The organism is Embleya sp. NBC_00888 (assembly GCF_045207655.1).
Taxonomy (GTDB): domain Bacteria; phylum Actinomycetota; class Actinomycetes; order Streptomycetales; family Streptomycetaceae; genus Embleya.
In genome coordinates, this window is the sequence record NZ_CP108785.1 from 2,850,398 (window position 1) to 2,867,362 (window position 16,965).

Below are 16,965 nucleotides of genomic sequence, written 5' to 3' on the forward strand. Positions count from 1 at the left end.
TCATGCCCTCGACACATCACATCGCCCAATTCAACGTCGCGCGGATGCTCGCCCCCCTGGATACGCCCACCATGGTCGACTTCGTCGCCGGCCTCGATCCGGTGAACGAACTCGCGGACCACGCGCCCGGCTTCGTCTGGCGGATGAAGGGCGAGGACGAGGGCGTTCCCGACGCGACCGACGTCCGCCCGTACGACGCCGACACCATCGTGACCATGTCGGTGTGGGAAACCCCGGACCGGCTCTGGGAGTTCGTCTACCGCAGCGGCCACCTGGAATACCTGCGCCGCCGCCAGGACTGGTTCGAGCACCTCGCGGAGATATCGCAGGTCCTGTGGTGGATCCCGGCCGGCACCGTCCCGACCGTCGCCGAAGGCAAGAGCCGCCTGGACCACCTGCGCGAACACGGCCCGACCGCACACGCCTTCACCTTCCGCACCCGCTTCCCCGAGCCCGCGACGGCGGAAGTCGCCTGACCGAAACGACCAAGGCGGCTGTCCGGGGCACGCCTTGTCCGGCTCCGCGGCTGCTCGCGACCACGGGTCGGCATCCGTACGCCTCCACCGAGCCTCGGGAGCCGCACCGGAGCCCGGCCCTCGCGTCCGTTCTCGATCTCCCGTCGGGCGCCGCCGCGTGAGCACGGCGAGGAGCCGAAGGGCGGATGCGGTGCCGGCGTCGTGACGCTCGGCGAGAGATCGAAGACAGGCCCGAGGCCGCAGCCGCGGCGCAGGGGCCGAGCCGGCACGATGGCGCGCATGAACATCATCCCCGGGCGCGGCGTGGCGCTCGTCGAGATCGGTGACGCGCGGCCCGAGGTCGAGGCCAGGACCGGCGAACCGGTCCACGGACCGGGTCGATCGAAGGCCGTCTACCGCACCGAGCCGGCCCTGGTCATCAGCTACCTGCCGGACGACACCGTCGAGTTGGTCGAACTGGGCCACTCGGCCGGCACCGGTACCGAGGTCCGCCTCGACGACGTGCAACTCACCTGGCGGTTCCTGGACGACGTGGTCGCCGAGCTGACCGCCCTCGGCCACACCGGCACCGAGACCGACATCGGCTACGCGTTCCGGGCGGGATTCGCGATCTGGTCGATGGGCTCCCGGCACGCCTCCGAGCTCGACCCCGACGCGGACGAGGACGACGAACGCGAAGTCGTCGAAGGCGTGTCGGTCGCCCCGTTCACCTACTTCACCGAGAGCTGAGCACAGCCGAGCAGCCGACTGGTCGCGCCGCCCGGCCTCGGTCGTGACGGGCCCACCCGCCCACCGAAGGGACCCGAGCGCGGCGATGTCGCGACCGGCATCGAGGCGTCAGGTCACGGCGTCAAAGCCGCGTCCACCGCCTTGGTATCCCAGTAGAACGGGCGGATCTCGATGATCAGTCCGTTCCGGATGGTGATCATCTGCATCACCCAGGTGTCCAGAACCCGGCCCGTGGCGCGCGCGGTCAGCAGGCCGTGATTGAGGATCGCCACCGAGTCGCCGTCGACCGCGAAGCGCTGTTCGAGGAATTCCATGTCCTGCCACGCCTCGCTCATCGCGGCCATGAAGTCCTCGATCCCGCTCGGACCGTGGCGAGGACCGCCATACGGCAGCCCCGGCGACTGGTACATGACCACGTCCGGATCCAGGCACGCGGCCAGTTCCGCGAAGCTCGCCCCGCCCGGACGACCACCGGCGGCGACATAGGCGGCCTCGGCCGCGAAGAAGGTCTCCAGGACGGCGAGCGCGCCACCGGGTTCGGGGGCGGCGGCCGGCGCGGACTCGGCAGCGGGCGCGGGCATGGGCGTCGGTGGCAGGACCGTGTTCTCGGTGCTCATGAGCCCATCGTGGTCACCGAACCCACGCGATGCCGGCGGCAATCGGTCATCGCGCTGCGCCTGCGACTCCCGCGCCGCCGTGCGCCCCGGTCCTGCACTCCCGGCCCCGCCCGGTCTCGCCCGGCCCGGCCCTCACTGCCTCCCGTCACCACCCCGGGTCACGGGGGTCGAGGAACCGGACCGCTTCCGGCGGCCGGTCATGGCGTTCCCGGCCGGCTGAGGATGCTCGACGCGCTGAAGACCTCGTCGTTCGACGGCACCCCGATCCCGCGCCACGTGAACGGAATCCCGCGCGCCACGGTCGGGTCGGCGGCGTCCATGAGCTGAAAGTGCACGTGCGGCTCGCTGGAATTCCCCGAATTCCCACAACGCGCCAACTCCTGCCCCACCCGCACCCGTTCGCCCTCCCGCACGACCACCGACCCACGCCGTAGGTGCGCGTACATCGCGTACACCCCGTCGCCCGGATCCAGGATCACGTGGTTGCCGACCAGCCGACGCGCATCGGCCACCTCTCGGAAGACGCCCTCGACGACCAGATAGACCAGCGCCGGGAACGAGTTGCGGCTGAGGTGATCGCGTTGGCCGTCGACCACCCGCACCACCGTCGCGTCCGCCACCGCCGACACCGGCAGACCGAACCCCGGGAACGCGCCGCTGCGCCGTACCACCGGCCACCACCCGAACCTCGGGCGAGCCCGCCCGCCCTCCGGCTCCGCGACGATGTCGATCGCGTACGCCTGCCCATAGGCCCTGGTGCCATGACTCGGCACCTTGTCGGCCGGGCTGTTCAACGCCCGCCATCGCCCGGACACCGGCGCCTCGACCTCCACGCCGGGCCTCGCGCCGGGTTCGACACCGGCGCCGACACCGGTCTTCGCGGCGGTGTCCGCCTCATCCGGCTCGACCGACCCATCCGGCTCGTCCGGCGCCCAGTTCACCAGGAGTTGGGTGACCATCATCAACCCCAGCGGGACCCAGCTCCACATCCAGGAGTAGCCGTAGTACATCCCTGCCACCAGGACCGCGAAGAACGCGATCCAGCAGAGGCGATTCATGGCCGTGGCGGCCTTGTGGAAAGGCATCGTGCGGCTCCCCGTGTGGACTCGTCGTGTCGATGCGTCGTGTCGATCGGACCCGAAGTTTCGATAATTCGAAGTTACGTAATTACGTATCATCTGGCAAGGGCCTATCGCGGATCGCGTCGAACCGGCGCCCGCCGAGCCGTGGATCACCGATCGACTGCCTGCGCACGCGCGATGGCGGGAACAACCCCGACAGCCGGCGCGATGACCCGGGGGCGAGACGAGACATCCATGGCCGACCGAGCCGATCCAGCCGACCTCCCACCCCACACGCAGTCGTCGCCCGACCCGTCGGCCCCTGATCCATCCGCCAACGACCCGAAGCCCCGGAAGCAACCGCGTCGACACCGGCGCACGGACCGGCACGCCCCCGTCGATCCAGGCGTACTCGCGGGCCGGGCCGCATGCGCCGCGGCGTGGCTGTTCGCACTGCCCAGCTTCTACTGGGGTTTCGGCGGACACGTCGGCGCCGACACCGTGGGCACCTGGGCGGCCCGACTGACCTGGGCCGACGACCCGTTGGCCATGACCACCATCCTGGTCACGGGGGTGCTCAAGGTCGCGGCCGGCTTCCTGGCACTCGCGCTGATCCACCCGGAGCGACGATCCCTGCCCCGACGCCTGTTGCTGACGGCGGGACGAGGCGCGACGGCTCTGCTCGTCCTGTACGGCGGTATCCAGTTCGGCACCGCGCTGCTGATCGAGATCGGTGTCCTGGACCGGCCGGACGACTTCGACGCACACGCCTTCCATTGGCATCTGTACCTATGGAGCCCGTGGTTCCTGATCTGGGGCGTCCTGCTCGGCCGCGCGACGGCCTACTACCGCGGCCACACGGCACGCCCCGCCACGACGACCTGACCGACCGAGGACCTGCCTTCGAACACGGCTGCGCCCGGCGGGTGTGCCCGGGTGTGCCGGCAGGTGTACCCGGCAGGTGCGGCCCGCAGGTGTGCCCGGCGTCACATGGAACCTTTTCCCGCCCGACGTCCTCTTCCCGACGATCGACCGTCCGAACCGATCGGCCGAATCGCCCGCCCGCGCAACCGGCCTCCGGGTCGACCGGCCGACGGGTCGACCAGCCGACAACCCGTCGGCCCAGAAGGGACTTCGCCGTGCACAACACCACCACCGCCACCGGAGCCACGACACCGGGCGCCTCGACACCCGGCATCGCCGGCAGAAGGCGCGCCGGTACCGCCGTCGCCACACTGCTCACCGCCGATGCGCTGCTGCACGCGTTCTGGGCGGCCGGCCCGACCTGGCCCGCCGACAGCACCGAGGCGCTCTCCCAGGGACTCCTCAACGCAGACGTCCCGTTCACCCCACGCGTCCTGCTGCCGCTCTGCGCACTGCTCGGCACCGGCGCCGTCGGCGTGTACGCGCACAGCCGCGACCGAGGCGGCCGGATCACCGCGCTCGTCACCGCCGCGGTCGCCGCCGGACTCGCCGTCCGGGCGACGGTGGGTGCGGTGTGGGCATTGGGCATCGGAACCGACCCGGGCAGCACGTTCCACCGCCTCAACCTGATCGTCTACACACCGGTATGCGTGGCGTTCGGATACACGGCCGCCCGGCTCGCACTCACCGGCTTCCGCCGCACGTCGCGTCGACTGCCCCGGGCCGGGGTCACCGGGAGATGATCATCACCGTGCCGGATCGCCGAAGCGAAGACCGTCCAGCCCAGGACCGAACAGCCCGAAACCGACCAGCCGAGAACCGACCGACCCATCACCGAACCACCGCAGACCGAACCACCGCGGACGCGAAACCCGAAGACCGAACAACCCGAGACCAATCGAACCGAGACCAAACGAACCGAGACCAAACGAACCGAGAGCAATCACCCAAAGACCAAGCAACCGACCGTCGCACGCGCGGCGTCGCCCTCGCCCGCGCCGCCCGGCGCGGCGACACCATCGCGATGAGCGACCTGCTCGATCACCTGATCCCCTACGTCACCACCATCTGCGGCCCGATCGCCCTGGACGCCCGCCAGGACGCGGTCCAGGAAACCCTGGTCGTCGTCTTCCGCGCGCTGCGCACCCTGGACGAACCGGAAGCGCTGTACGGCTGGGTCCGTGCCATCGCGGCCCGCGAGGCGGTCCGCATCGCCCGCCGCGCCGGCCGCGACACCCCTGTCGAATCGACCGAACTCCCCGCACCGGGCGACCCCCAACTCGCCGCCGACATCAACGACGTACTGGCCAGGCTCTCTCCCGAGCACCGCGCCGTACTGGTCCTGCGCGACGTCGAGGGCCTGGACGAACAAACCGCCGCCGACCTGCTCGGCGTACCCGAAGGCACCGTCAAGTCCCGGCTGCATCGCGCCCGGGCCGGATTCCGAAGGATGTGGACGGCATGACCGAGCCACTCGACCCTCGCAGCGTCGAGTCCGGCGGCGTCGAGTCCGGCGACATCGACCCCGGCCTCGTCGACGCGGTCGGCCGCCTCCGGGCGCTGACCGCCGGCATCCCCGGCGCGCGCGTCGTCGAGGGCGTGATCCCGGCGCCGTTCGCCGACGTCTGGGCGGTGATGGGCGACCTGGAGGACGGCTTCGGTCGGTTCCAACCGGACATGCGCCACGTACGGGTCACCCGACGCGAAGGCGACCGCGTCGAGGCCCACGCGCGCAGCCGCTACGGCATGCGGGCCCGCTTCGACGGCGTCCTGCGCCCCGGCTGGTGCTGGTTGCAAAGCCGATTCGTGATCATCGGCATGGCGGCCGTACCGGAAGGCGACACCACCAGGGTCGCCCTCACCGGCGGCGTACGAGTCCCCGGCCGAGCAGCCATCCTGCCCATCGGCACCACTCGCGAACTACACCAAGCCCTGACCCGCCTGAACCAAGCCGTCACCATCCCCTGACCCGGGCCGACGGCACGATTCACCGGATCCGGCTCGCTCGATGAACTCGCCTTGTACCGCGGCCTGTTCGGCATTCCGCTCATGGTGCACGAGCCACCGGAGTCGGTTGCCCGGATCGCCGCGCTGGGCGCGTTGCCACAGGAGGCGGCACTGGGCCGAGACATGGACCGGAGGTGCGAGTGAGGAGAGGAGCGAAGAGCCGAGTGGGCCGGATCCGGAGCGAGACTTGAATTCTGGATAGAGAAGGTCCAGAATAAGACCACGGCAGCACGGCACCGGCCTCCCGCTTCTGCGGATCCGCCGACCCGGGCAACCCTGCCCGCATCCCCCTCTCGTCATGGGATGTCCGACAATCTAGATTCTGGATATCAAACATCGTGAATAAGCAGATCCCGAACCCCCGACCCCACACCGACTCCGAGCTCCACACCCGAGACCGGTCCGAAACGAAACCCCGAACCAATACCGAAACCCGACCTCGGTCCCATCCCGCCACACCCCCGCAACCACCACCTCCCACACCACCGCCCCCCTCGCTCACGCCACCTCCATCTCCCCCGTCGATGCTCCGCGCCTGGCTCGCCGTCGGCGCCGTCGCGCTCGGGATCTTCTCCCTCATGACTTCCGAGCTGCTGCCCGTCGGCCTCCTGACCCCGGTCGGAACCACGCTGGACGTCTCCGAGGGCACGGCCGGCCTGATGGTCACCGCCCCCGGAATCGTCGCCGCGTTCGCCGCTCCCGTGATCGCCGTGACCGCCGGCAGGCTGGATCGCCGCGTACTGCTCGCGGCGCTGATCGCCCTGGTCGGCATCGCCAACCTGGCCTGCGCCGCGGCGCCGAACTTCGCGGTGGTCCTGGTCGCCCGCGTACTGGTCGGCGTGGGTGTCGGCGGCTTCTGGGCGATCGCGGGCGGCCTGGCCCTGCGCCTGGTACCCCCGGCACAGGTCGCCCGGGCCACCGCCGTGGTCTTCGGCGGCGTGTCCACCGCGTCCGTACTGGGCGTCCCGGCAGGTACCTTCATGGGCGAACTCACCGGCTGGCGCACCGCCTTCGCTGCCGTCGGCGCGTTGGGCCTGGTCGCCCTCGTGGTTCTGGTGTTCCTGCTGCCACCGCTGCCCACGGAAGCGTCCGCCCGGCGGATGACGTTCCGCGACCTGTCCCGGCTCGGCCGCGACAACCCCGGCGTACGTGCGGGGCTGGCGCTCACGTTCCTGCTGATCACCGGCCACTTCGTCGCGTACACCTTCGTCCGCCCCATCCTGCGGGACGTGGCCGGCGTCGACGACGGCCTGATCGGTGTCCTGCTCCTCGGCTACGGCGTGGCCGGTGTCGCCGGCAACTTCGCGGCGGGTACCCGAGCCTCCCGCGACGCCCGGCGCACGCTCCTCGCGATCACCACCACCCTGACCGTCGCCCTGACCCTGCTCGCCCTCCTGCACGACGTCCCGGCAGCCGGCATCGCCCTGCTGATCGTGTGGGGCCTCGCCTACGGCGGCGTACCCGTGAGCCTGCAGACCTGGATGCTCACCGCGGCGCCGAAGGCCACCGAAGCGGCAACGTCCCTGTTCGTCGCCGTCTTCAACCTGTCCATCGCCCTCGGAGCCCTCCTCGGCGCCCTCGCCGTGGACAACATCGCCACCGCCGCGGCCCCGTGGCTGGGCGCCGCGCTCGCCCTCCTCACCGCCCTGACCGCGGCCGCCGCCCGCCGCCCGACCGCGGACCGGTGACGCCTCACCCACCGCACGAACAACCGGTTCCGAACAACCAGCTCCGAACACCGGTTCCGGAAACACCGATTCCGGAACCACCATCACACCTGGGAGAACCAGATCATGAGCAGCTCCATCACCATCACCAACCCGGCCGACCTGCACAACCCGGTGGCATTCGGCTACAGCCACGTCGTCGACGCGCCCAATCCCGACCTGGTCTTCATCGCCGGCCAGTACGGCTCCGACCAAACCGGCGCGGTCGACTCGTCGGACTTCGCGGCCCAGGTGGAACGCTCCTTCACCAACCTGGGCACCGCGTTGGCCGCAGCAGGCCTGGGCTTCCAGGACGTAGCCCGCCTCGGCACGTACATCGTCGACCACGACCACGCAAAGCTCGAAGCGCTCCTCACGGTGATCACCCGCATCTGGGGCGACAAGCCCCCGGCCCAAACCCTCCTCGGCGTCGCCGCCCTGGCCCTGCCCGACATGCGCTTCGAAGTCGACGCGGTCGCCGTCCGCCCCTGACAAATCCGAGTCCAATTGGACTCACCCGAACCTACAAAGCCGTGGCCCGGCACCCCCAGGGGTGCCGGGCCACGCACGTTGCAGCGCCGAAGGCGCCACCGACGGCGCCGACCTCCACGAACTCATGTTCGGCCCCAACACACCCCACAGCCTGATCACCATGCTCACCGGCCAAGACCAGCACCGGGACCAATAGGCCGCCAAGCCCCGAACCCTGGCTCGCCCTCTCCCCCGTCCAACGCATTGACAAGCGGACCCGCACTTCCGGATGGCGCCCACGGGGACGTCGCGTTGGTCCCGAAGAGCCGGGAACCGAGCTCGGTGGTCTCGGCATATCAGGGGCGGCGAGTGCCGTCGACGGGCGGCGTGGGACGGTTCAGCCGCCAGACCACGTCGATCCCGGTGCCGGCAGGCGCTACGGGCGGCCTCGCCTGTTCACGCCGGATTTCGGTGAAGCCCAACCGGCGCGGTATGGCGGCGCTGGAGGTGTTGGCCAAGTCGTGCGCGATTTCCAGGTATTCCACGTCCGGCATGGTGAACATTTCGGCTATCAGGGCCGCGGTCGCCCTCGTGGCGATGCCCTGTCCGGTGGCGGCAGGGTGCAGCCAGTACCCGATGCGCCGACCCTGGGGCTCGGTCCCGCGGGAGGTCTGGCACATGCCGATGGGGGTGCCGTCCTTGGCAATGGCGTAGTTGTACACGTCACCGCTCTCCCACCTCGCCTCGGACTTCGCCAGGAGGCCTCGGGTGGTCTCCTCACTGTGGCCGGCGACCCACGGCTCCCAGGGGCGCAGATGTTCCAGAGACTCCTCGATCAACGTGAAGGCGGGAGCGAAGTCGCTCTCCCCCCGCCAGCGTCGCAGAACAAAGTCTCCACATTCGATGACCTGCCTCGGTTGCGCCATGACGGCCATGATCGTTCGCAGACCGACTCCCCGCAACGAAGTACAGAAGAACCACGACCCGTTCCAACCCCATCCGCACGAGCGCCCGCGCGAGGAGACGCCGAGCGACGCCGCGCTGTCCGAAGGCCGATCACCAGGCGCAAGTCGAGGTCGAACGAGCCGGATACGGCCGGGCCAAGCTCGACGTCCCCAGCACCCGCGTCCTCCCCAGGAGCCGATCCGACCACGTCACCAGATCGGCGGCAGACCCGATGAACGTACTCACCGGCTCACCAAGGCAGTTGGCCCTGTTCTGTTCGGAGCGCTGCGCGGTATCGCCCCGGGTTCGCGAGGAAACGTCCGCGACACCGCCCGCCACCCGATCGTGCCCGGCGTTCCCCGCGCCCCGGATCGCGCCGGCCACAACACGCAGCTCACTGGAGCCCCCGGCTCAGAGTGGGTCTCCGTAGCGGGTGGCCATCGCGGCGGCGCGGTTGCGCAGAGCGACGCGTAGCGCTTGCGGGGCCAGGACTTCCGCGTCCATGCCGAGCTGCCACAGGGCCCATTCGGCGTGTCGTGAATCCTGGAAGGTCACTTCCAGCCGCAGCCGGCCGTCTGCGTCGGCTTCCTCGGCGAGGATGGCCAGCGCGGTGCCCACCAGCTCCTCCCGTCGCGCCGGATTCACCCTCAACAGCACGGCGACTTGGTCACCGCCGGTCCGAAACCGCGTGCTGCGTTCCTGCCAGGCCCGGTCCAGATCGACCCGGTCCGGCCGCTGTGCCGTCTCGGGGAGTTCCTCGGCGGCCAACACCCGCGACAACCGGTAGGTGCGGTCCGCGCCGGATCTCGTGGCCAGCAAATAGCCCCGGTCGCGTACGGTGACCAGGCCGATCGGGTCCACCGTGCGCCACTGTGGCTCCTGGCCGGTGGCCGCGTAGTGGATGCGCAACTTGTGTCCGGCGAGCACCGCGCGCCGAATCTCGATCATTGTGGTGTCGGGTACGTCATCGGCGACCAGCCGTCGTGAGAGCAGGTCGGTCTCCGGGTCGACGAGAAATCGCTGAGCCGCGTCGCTCGCGGTGGCCCGGTGCCCCTCGGGCAGCGCGTCGACCACCTTCCGCATGGCCGACGCGAGCGCCGAGCCGAGGCCGAATACCAGCTCGCCGCGCCCCGATCCGGCGGTCAACAAGGCAAGGGCCTCGTCGTGGTTCAGTCCGGTCAGCTCGGTCCGGAAACCGGGCAACAACGCGAAACCGCCGTGCCGGCCGCGTTCGGCATAGACCGGAACGCCGGCCCCGGACAGCGCCTCGATGTCACGCAGCACAGTGCGGGTTGATACCCCCAACTCGCGGGCCAGCGTGTCCGCGGTCAACCGCCCGCGCTGGCGCAGCAGTAGCACCAGCGAAACCAATCGGTCGGCGCGCATGCGAGAACTCTAACGAAATACATGACCAAGGGTGTCGTGATTTGTTGGGAGGCTCGTCAACGCGACGTCGAAGCCGGCGGCTACCGAGCCGATGGACGTACGCACTCCCATGAATCGAATCGAATCGAATCGAATGGAGCGACGAAGCAATGGAACGAACGGCGGTCAACCCGGTGACATGGTCGGTGGACATGGGGTTCAACCAGGGTGAGGTCGTCTCCGGACACACACGGACCCTGTACATCTCGGGACAGACCGCGATGAACGGCGACGGCAAGCCCCAGCACGACGGTGACATGGCGGCGCAGTTGACGCTGAGCATCGACAACCTGGAGGCCGTACTCGGCGAGGCCGGCATGTCCCTCGCGAACCTGATCCGGCTCAACGTCTACACCACCGACGTCGATCTGCTCTTCCAGCACTACGGCGGGCTGGCGGCGCGATTGGGCGCCGCCGGGGTGGCACCGACCACCACGATGCTCGGGGTGACGCGACTGGCGATCCCCGGCCAGATGGTCGAACTCGAGGGAACCGCCGTCGCGTGATGTGACTTCGCCGCCCCTGCTGTTCGTGCCCGTCGAACACGAGCAGCAGGGGCGCGGATGATTGCCGATGCTCGGGACGGCGACAATCGGCGTCCATGGCCTCGACTTGGCCTCGACGTCTACGGCACTAGGACCGCCGCGCGCAGACGTTCGCCCGGTGCCCGCTGCTCGACATACGTCAGCGCCACGGTGTCCGGGGAGCCGTGTACGCCTGAGCCCAGTCTGCTTGGGGCGCAAAGCCACGAAGGTCCTCCGAGTCAGGGATCGCCCCGGGGATCCGTACGTCCGCACCGGCGGCGGACAACAAGCCGCCATGGGTGCAATGACTCAGGTGTGCCCGAGCAGTGCAATCCGGCCCATGAGCGCTCGAATTGGGGCCGCTGAAAACGGAGTTGGCTCGTCGGAGGTCGGTGACGGACGTACGCCTGGCACAGAGCGTGGAAAGACGTACGCGTCACTGCTCGCGGCGTAGGAATTCGCGGGCGCCGCGCAGCGTGGTGTGCAACGTGCGTTGCGTCCGGGTGCTGTCCAAGCGGACGTCCAGTGCCCCCGGGGGACCGGTGTCGGCGCGGCGGCCGGCGGTCAGTTGGGTGCAGTCCAGTCCGTCGCGGTCGGCGATCAGGACACCGAGTTCATGACGGCTGATCGCGTCCGACCCGGCGAGATGGCACACGCCGGTGTGATCGGAGATGGTCAGCTCGAGAAGGGCCTGGGCGAGGTCGGTGACATGGACGGGGCACCGGATGTCATCGGTGAACAGCACGCCATTGCGTCGCCTGGTGGCCAGATCGTGGATGAGCGCCTCGTGCTCGGAACCACCGCCGCCGATGATCAACGAGGTGCGGGCGATGACGGCAGCCGGGGCGATTAGCCGGATCGCCGTTTCGGCCGCAGCCTTCGCGGCCCCGTAGGGGGTGATCGGATCCGGTGTGGCGGATTCGTGATAGCGAATTACGGTGCCGGAGAAAACGGCGTCACTGGATACGTGCACCAGCCGGGCTCCGTGCCGGGTGGCGGCCATCGCCAGGCGGATCGCGCCGTCGGCCGTAGTCGCCCAGTCGGCCTTGCGAGACGCCGCGTTGATGACGACGTCCGGCTGGGCCTGCCCGAGCGCCGAGGTGATCTCCTCGCTGCGGCACAGGTCCAGGGACAGCCAGTGAACACCGGGGATGTCACCGGCGGTGGTGGCGAAGGTTGCCGTCACGGCGTACCCGGTTGTCGCTGCCTGCTGGGCCAACTCACGGCCAAGGAAGCCACTGCCGCCTACGATCAGGATGTTCATGATCCGCCACGTTACGGTCCCGCGTTGCGTCACGTCACCCGGTTGCCGGGACGATCCGACGCTCGGCGGAGCCGACCCCGGCGCTCAAGGACCAAGTCGGCTACTCGGTCACATCGGATCAAGCCAGGCATCCTCACGGCCTCCAGGACAAGGCTCTGACCTGCGATGATGCGTCAGATGGCGCTCTGAGGGCCTGATCTGAGGGAACGCAGGGAATCACCCCGGGCAACGGCAGATCGCGCCGCACGCGAGAATTCGAACAAAAGCGCAGGTCAGAGGGGGTCCGCGAGCTGGTGATCGGGTTTCTTCCGTGAATCTCACCGAAGGAACACGATCACGCACGCCGGCCTGAACCTGTTGCCGAGTATGGCCGCCGAACGTCGTTCTCGCAGGCGCTCGGGTTCGGGGCAGCAACAACCGGTGGACGCCGAGGCGATCCGAATCCCCAATCCACGCGCGCTCGTGCCACGGTGCGCGACATCGAAGACGTCCTTCCGCCCTCTCGGTGCCGGGCCGGGGTCGGCTCATTGTTGTCATCGCGGTCCGGCCGGCGTTGTCGAGACGAACTGCTGGGCACGGAGTCTTTCGGGCGAGCCGGTGAGGGACCGACCCCCTCGATCTTGCCTGCGATCGGGCGGTTGCCCTCGTCAACCTTGCTACGGCCGCGACCCCTGCGAAACGCAGGGGTGCGGGTCGTGGAACCGGCGGGGGTGGCGGCGGGTGTTTCGGTGGCGTTCGACCCTGGGCTGGGTTCGTGGTCCGGGTACCTGCGGGTGCGCGCCCTCGGCGTGACCCGGCGCTCTGCCGGCTGGAGGTGCGTGGATGCGCTCGATCATTGCTCCGGTGGTGGGTCCGGTGGTGGGTCCGGTGGTGGGTCGGACGGGGTTGAGCGATGGGGGAGTGGGCCGGAGTAGTCGGGCGACGGCCGCCGCCGCAAGCCGCGTCTGTCTTATCCGGGGCGGGTTCGGGCGATGGCAGCGGTGGTGGCGGTGCCGGTGACAGCGCCGTCGTTGTTTGAACCGCCCTCGTCGGCTGGGCTCCGCGGGTGATGGGCCGCATGGCAGTGGGCGGATGTGCGCACCGGGTTCACGCCGAAGGGCCTCCCGCGATGTATCGAGGCAGGCTCGTCGGAGGCGTGTCGGGTACTTGGTTTGCTCGTCCGGGCGCGTCAGAGGTGGGATGCGTGCGCAGGCCGATGATGGCTTTCCCCATCAGGAACAGTCCTTGTGCACACATTCCCCGGGGCTCAGGGCAGTCGGGCTCGCGTAGTCTTCAGCCGTGACCACGCCGGGGAGAGCCTCGTGGCCTTGAAGCGCATCGCCTGTCCACGGTCCGACGGCAGCCTTCAGATGTTCTTCACAGGGGGCTTCCATGACATCGGCTACCCGAGGCTGGGGTTGGGGTAGGTGACGTCGGCGGCATGTACGAGTCCCCGCTGGAGTGGCCGCCCGAAGGCGAACTTGGTGAAGAGTGGGGCCAGCCGTTCACCTACCGACTTTCAGTGGGGATTGACGAATGACCTGCGCCTGGAGACACATTCGGCTGATGTTTGCGGAACGACTCACGTGGACGGGGCAACGAAGCTTGAGGATAACCGCCCACATGCATACAGGGCCTCCGACCTGCATGTTTCACAAGTTCACAACTCGTGCAACGGAGACTGTTGCGAAAGCTAGAGCGGAATATGTGCCAGGACATAGTGCGTGTTGTGCTCATAGAGATGTTCGTCAAGCTGCATGAGTATAGGTGCGTGCAAGTGTTCTTGGGCATGTTCATTACTATGAAGCGGAGCATGTTTGGGATACTGCAACACTAAAACGGCGGCTGTGCGGGCGGGTGTGCGGGCGTCTGTCGCGATGGATGTGCGGGTGAACGCTCGGGCGTGTGGACGGGTCTGTGAGTCTGTGGTCGGGCGCACGGATCAATGGGTGGCTCTGCGGCCGGGCGTACGTATCGGTCTGCGGGTGCACGGCTCTATGGGTGTCACATCGGGTGGTCGGGCGTGCGGTCGGATGTGTCGGCGGATGGTCGGATGTGGGTGTGGGTGTTGCTATGACTGTGCCTGTGTGCGGGTGGATGGTCGGACGTAGGGGCGGGTGTTCGCATGGGTGGGCGTTCGGATGGCACGGCGGCTGTGTGGATGGATCGGCGTGCGTATGGATGGAACGATCGACAGATGCACGGATGAACGTGCGGGCGGTTGGGCCGGTGTGCGGTCGGACGGGTGTGTCTTCGGATGGGCGGCTGTAGGGGTGTGCCTTCGTGCAGAACGGTGGATGTACGGGCGGGCGGCCGAATCGGCGGGCGGGCGGATGAGTGGGTCTGCGGATCGATGGCTGCGTGGGCGGGTGGGTGAGTGGGCGGGTGAGTGGGTGCCCGTGCGGGCGGATGCCTGGGTGGACGGGTGTTGGGTGGGACGGGCGTGCGGATGGATGAGCATGCGGACGGAACGATCGACGGATGGGCCTGCGCACGGATGGATCGACGTACGGGCGGATCGGCGCTCGGGCGCACGGATCGCTGGGTGCACGTGCGGGTGGGCGGAACTTCGGAACGATGGCCGGGCGGAGGGGTCGGTCTACGGCCGGATCGCTCTTCCTGACCGGCGGTGGGTCTGCGGTCGGAACGATGGGCGGATGGCCGACCGGGTGTGCCTGCGGGCCGGTCGATCGGCTGGTCCACGGGCCGTCGGGCGGACGGTCGCCTCTCCGGACGGGCCTGCATACGGCGCGATCCGACAGTCTTGCGAGCAACCGGCCTTGCGACCAACCCGCCTACGGATCGCGGAACGGCCGGCGCGCTGTGCGGCCGATGCGCTGTGCGGCCGATGCGGCGGGACGCTCGATCGACGCCGCGCGCGAACGACCGACAGGCGGAGGGGTACACGTTCGGGTCGGTCATCGACTCGGCGGACGGCCGACACACGCAAGCTCACGACGCGCGTGCGGCTCCACGGCCGGGACGGCCCCTCAACGCCTCTGTGGCGGCCCGGACGGGCGGAACGCACATCCGAGCATGGGGGCGACCGCCGTACGGCCCTCACGCTCGACAGAGCGCTCCGCCCAGCGCACGACAGCAAGTTCGACCGGCGGACGGGCAGACGGACGAACGGGCCGATGACCGCACGGGCGGAACCATCGGCCCAGCGCTCGATCGGCGGACGAAGCGGCGGCGGGCCCGGCAGAACGACGGACCGACACCCGGGCGAGCGGCCGGATAACGCGACGGGACGGCACGCAAGCAGGACGGCGGACGGACCGACCGGCGTCAGGTCGAACCGATCACCGGGCGGAACGACGGGCGGTCGGCATATGAAAGCGCGGATGGAATGCGGGTCGAGTTGGTGATTGGACTGCGTGGGAATGGTCGAGAATCTGGGTCCCGGGTCCACCGGACCGGCCGATCGTGCCCCGGCCGTGCCCGGGTCGCGGCATGCTCGATCCGCGGCCGCGCCCGGCCCTCGCGTCAACAGCCGCTCGACAGCTTCCCGAGACGGCCGGCACTGCGACCTCCGCGCCGAAACGACACGCACTCGGTCTCGGTCTCGGTCTCGGATTCGGACTCGCACTCCCCAGCGGTGCGAGCGCGACCCTTCGAATCCCGGACCCGGCCTCGACACCGAAATCCGGCACGGGACACCGCCGTCGACGGTGCGGCCCAGGACCGCATTGGTTGAGGGTCGGCTCGACGGTGCGTGCTCGTGGTGGCGTCGGGCGGCTTCTCGGGTGGGCCCCCGGAGTCGGAATGTTCGTAGCGTCCGTGTGGTGCTGTGGTGTTCCGGGCCGCGTGCCTGGGCCGCCGGGACTCGCATCCGTTGCGGGTGCTCGGCTGCGGCTTGTTCTTGCCCGGGTCCGGTCTGGGCGGCGGGATGTGGGGCCGCTTCGGGTTGTTGATCCGTTCCGTCGGGGGTTGCTCGGGGGCAGGGCCGTGCGTCGGAGCCGGCAGGCGTGCACCGCTGCCGGGTCCGAGTCCGGGTCCGGGTGCGTGTCCTTCCTGCGCGAAGGCCGCAGTGCCGGCCGTCCCCGGAGGCCGGCCTGCCCGGCCGCGGATCGAGCGTGACGCGACTTCACCGCGACCGAGGCGCCTCCGGCAGGCCGTCGCTCGGCCGGCTTGGCGGCTGGTTCCGACGTCCGCTCACCCGATCGGCCCGCGCGTGGGCGGGCCCGGGACCCACACGCTCGACCACGCTCGCCCCGTCCAATCACCAGGTTGCCGGGAGCCGCGTCACCCGCGGAACCCATCCCGGCTGTGCCGGCCACCCTCGCCAACCCGGCGGAACCGCGGACGTGTTGCCCGGTGCCCGACGCGACCGTCGAAGTCGCGACACGCCCGACCGGGCCCCCTCTCGGGTGATTCCGGGGGCCCGGTCGGGGGCTGGTCGAGGGACGACGAGCTGCGGTGGTGGGGTGGGTGTGTCACCCGACCGGTCAATCGGGGGCTCGGGTGCGGGGTGGGGCGTCCGTCCGGGGGGTGGGCGCCGGCCCGTTCGAGGGGTGTCCGAGGGATCGTCCAGGTCGACGATTCGGCCTGTGTCTCGATATGTCGAACGGGTGCCCCATAAATCGAGAGTTCGATCGGCAATTCGTGCGCCAAAAGAGTCTGTTGGGGGCTCTGATTCGCCCGACCAAACGGGTTAACCGGGACATACGGGTGGGTTTTTCGAGTGTCACAGTGAATTTTGGGATTCCGCTGCTAACCTGACAGACAAAACTTAGGTCGGACCCCTCAAGGACGTCTTGAAGGTTCTGCCCGCTAGATCCTGGTTCGTTGCGTTTTCGGGCTTCCGACGGAAGTATCGAGCAGCTACCCCGGAGGT

At 69.3% G+C, this 16,965-nt stretch carries 14 protein-coding genes; 9 read left to right on the top strand and 5 right to left on the bottom strand.

The window, feature by feature from the left end; translation table 11 throughout:
- The first annotated feature begins 2 nt into the window (after nt 1-2).
- The gene (locus tag OG948_RS46845; RefSeq protein ID WP_331771130.1) at nt 3-476 is read left to right on the top strand and encodes a DUF3291 domain-containing protein; all 474 of its coding nucleotides are present in this window, start codon (nt 3-5) and stop codon (nt 474-476) included.
- Between the two features lie 279 nt (nt 477-755).
- Nucleotides 756-1,205 (top strand): hypothetical protein, encoded by a 450-nt coding sequence (locus tag OG948_RS46850; RefSeq protein WP_331771131.1) that lies wholly within the window; start codon nt 756-758, stop codon nt 1,203-1,205.
- Nucleotides 1,206-1,318: 113 nt separating this feature from the next.
- Here the strand turns inward: OG948_RS46850 and OG948_RS46855 are convergent, their stop codons facing one another.
- On the bottom strand, nt 1,319-1,822 hold the full coding sequence (locus OG948_RS46855; RefSeq protein WP_331771132.1) for a nuclear transport factor 2 family protein: 504 nt from the start codon (nt 1,820-1,822) through the stop codon (nt 1,319-1,321).
- A 197-nt stretch (nt 1,823-2,019) separates the two neighbouring features.
- Nucleotides 2,020-2,907 carry a M23 family metallopeptidase gene (locus OG948_RS46860; protein WP_331771133.1) on the bottom strand — a complete coding sequence of 296 codons (888 nt, stop codon included), beginning with the start codon at nt 2,905-2,907 and terminating at the stop codon, nt 2,020-2,022.
- Between the two features lie 231 nt (nt 2,908-3,138).
- On the opposite strand from OG948_RS46860, the gene OG948_RS46865 reads away from it, so the two are divergent.
- The 6 genes from OG948_RS46865 (at nt 3,139) to OG948_RS46890 (ending at nt 8,012) form a co-directional block, all read left to right on the top strand.
- Complete coding sequence (locus tag OG948_RS46865; protein WP_331771134.1) at nt 3,139-3,768, top strand: DUF3995 domain-containing protein; 630 nt, start codon at nt 3,139-3,141, stop codon at nt 3,766-3,768.
- A gap of 254 nt (nt 3,769-4,022) precedes the next feature.
- On the top strand, nt 4,023-4,550 hold the full coding sequence (locus tag OG948_RS46870) for a DUF3995 domain-containing protein (protein ID WP_331771135.1): 528 nt from the start codon (nt 4,023-4,025) through the stop codon (nt 4,548-4,550).
- 281 nt (nt 4,551-4,831) lie between these two features.
- The gene (locus OG948_RS46875) at nt 4,832-5,272 is read left to right on the top strand and encodes an RNA polymerase sigma factor (protein ID WP_331771136.1); all 441 of its coding nucleotides are present in this window, start codon (nt 4,832-4,834) and stop codon (nt 5,270-5,272) included.
- Nucleotides 5,269-5,775, top strand: a complete 507-nt coding sequence (locus tag OG948_RS46880; RefSeq protein ID WP_331771137.1) for a hypothetical protein — start codon at nt 5,269-5,271, stop codon at nt 5,773-5,775. The genes OG948_RS46875 and OG948_RS46880 overlap by 4 nt, the downstream gene beginning before the upstream one ends.
- 617 nt (nt 5,776-6,392) lie before the next feature.
- A complete protein-coding gene (locus tag OG948_RS46885; protein WP_331771138.1) occupies nt 6,393-7,502 on the top strand; it encodes an MFS transporter in 1,110 nt (369 codons plus the stop codon).
- 105 nt (nt 7,503-7,607) lie between these two features.
- The gene (locus tag OG948_RS46890) at nt 7,608-8,012 is read left to right on the top strand and encodes a RidA family protein (RefSeq protein WP_331771139.1); all 405 of its coding nucleotides are present in this window, start codon (nt 7,608-7,610) and stop codon (nt 8,010-8,012) included.
- 335 nt (nt 8,013-8,347) lie between these two features.
- Here OG948_RS46890 and OG948_RS46895 read toward each other — a convergent pair whose 3' ends face one another.
- Together OG948_RS46895 and OG948_RS46900 are read right to left on the bottom strand one after the other, a co-directional pair.
- On the bottom strand, nt 8,348-8,926 hold the full coding sequence (locus OG948_RS46895; protein ID WP_406300655.1) for a GNAT family N-acetyltransferase: 579 nt from the start codon (nt 8,924-8,926) through the stop codon (nt 8,348-8,350).
- Between the two features lie 421 nt (nt 8,927-9,347).
- Nucleotides 9,348-10,322 carry a WYL domain-containing protein gene (locus tag OG948_RS46900; protein ID WP_331771141.1) on the bottom strand — a complete coding sequence of 325 codons (975 nt, stop codon included), beginning with the start codon at nt 10,320-10,322 and terminating at the stop codon, nt 9,348-9,350.
- Nucleotides 10,323-10,471: 149 nt separating this feature from the next.
- Here OG948_RS46900 and OG948_RS46905 point away from each other — a divergent pair, with 149 nt between their 5' ends.
- Nucleotides 10,472-10,867 carry a RidA family protein gene (locus OG948_RS46905; protein ID WP_331771142.1) on the top strand — a complete coding sequence of 132 codons (396 nt, stop codon included), beginning with the start codon at nt 10,472-10,474 and terminating at the stop codon, nt 10,865-10,867.
- 454 nt (nt 10,868-11,321) lie between these two features.
- On the opposite strand, the gene OG948_RS46910 is transcribed toward OG948_RS46905, so the two are convergent.
- Nucleotides 11,322-12,149 carry a sugar nucleotide-binding protein gene (locus OG948_RS46910; RefSeq protein WP_331771143.1) on the bottom strand — a complete coding sequence of 276 codons (828 nt, stop codon included), beginning with the start codon at nt 12,147-12,149 and terminating at the stop codon, nt 11,322-11,324.
- Nucleotides 12,150-16,965: the final 4,816 nt, after the last annotated feature.

Coding starts and splice junctions, on each gene's coding strand:
- OG948_RS46845 (WP_331771130.1), top strand. CDS start 3: ATGCCCTCGACACATCACATCGCCCAATTCAACGTCGCGCGGATGCTC.
- OG948_RS46850 (WP_331771131.1), top strand. CDS start 756: ATGAACATCATCCCCGGGCGCGGCGTGGCGCTCGTCGAGATCGGTGAC.
- OG948_RS46855 (WP_331771132.1), bottom strand. CDS start 1,822: ATGAGCACCGAGAACACGGTCCTGCCACCGACGCCCATGCCCGCGCCC.
- OG948_RS46860 (WP_331771133.1), bottom strand. CDS start 2,907: ATGCCTTTCCACAAGGCCGCCACGGCCATGAATCGCCTCTGCTGGATC.
- OG948_RS46865 (WP_331771134.1), top strand. CDS start 3,139: ATGGCCGACCGAGCCGATCCAGCCGACCTCCCACCCCACACGCAGTCG.
- OG948_RS46875 (WP_331771136.1), top strand. CDS start 4,832: ATGAGCGACCTGCTCGATCACCTGATCCCCTACGTCACCACCATCTGC.
- OG948_RS46880 (WP_331771137.1), top strand. CDS start 5,269: ATGACCGAGCCACTCGACCCTCGCAGCGTCGAGTCCGGCGGCGTCGAG.
- OG948_RS46885 (WP_331771138.1), top strand. CDS start 6,393: ATGACTTCCGAGCTGCTGCCCGTCGGCCTCCTGACCCCGGTCGGAACC.
- OG948_RS46890 (WP_331771139.1), top strand. CDS start 7,608: ATGAGCAGCTCCATCACCATCACCAACCCGGCCGACCTGCACAACCCG.
- OG948_RS46895 (WP_406300655.1), bottom strand. CDS start 8,926: ATGGCCGTCATGGCGCAACCGAGGCAGGTCATCGAATGTGGAGACTTT.
- OG948_RS46900 (WP_331771141.1), bottom strand. CDS start 10,322: ATGCGCGCCGACCGATTGGTTTCGCTGGTGCTACTGCTGCGCCAGCGC.
- OG948_RS46905 (WP_331771142.1), top strand. CDS start 10,472: ATGGAACGAACGGCGGTCAACCCGGTGACATGGTCGGTGGACATGGGG.
- OG948_RS46910 (WP_331771143.1), bottom strand. CDS start 12,149: ATGAACATCCTGATCGTAGGCGGCAGTGGCTTCCTTGGCCGTGAGTTG.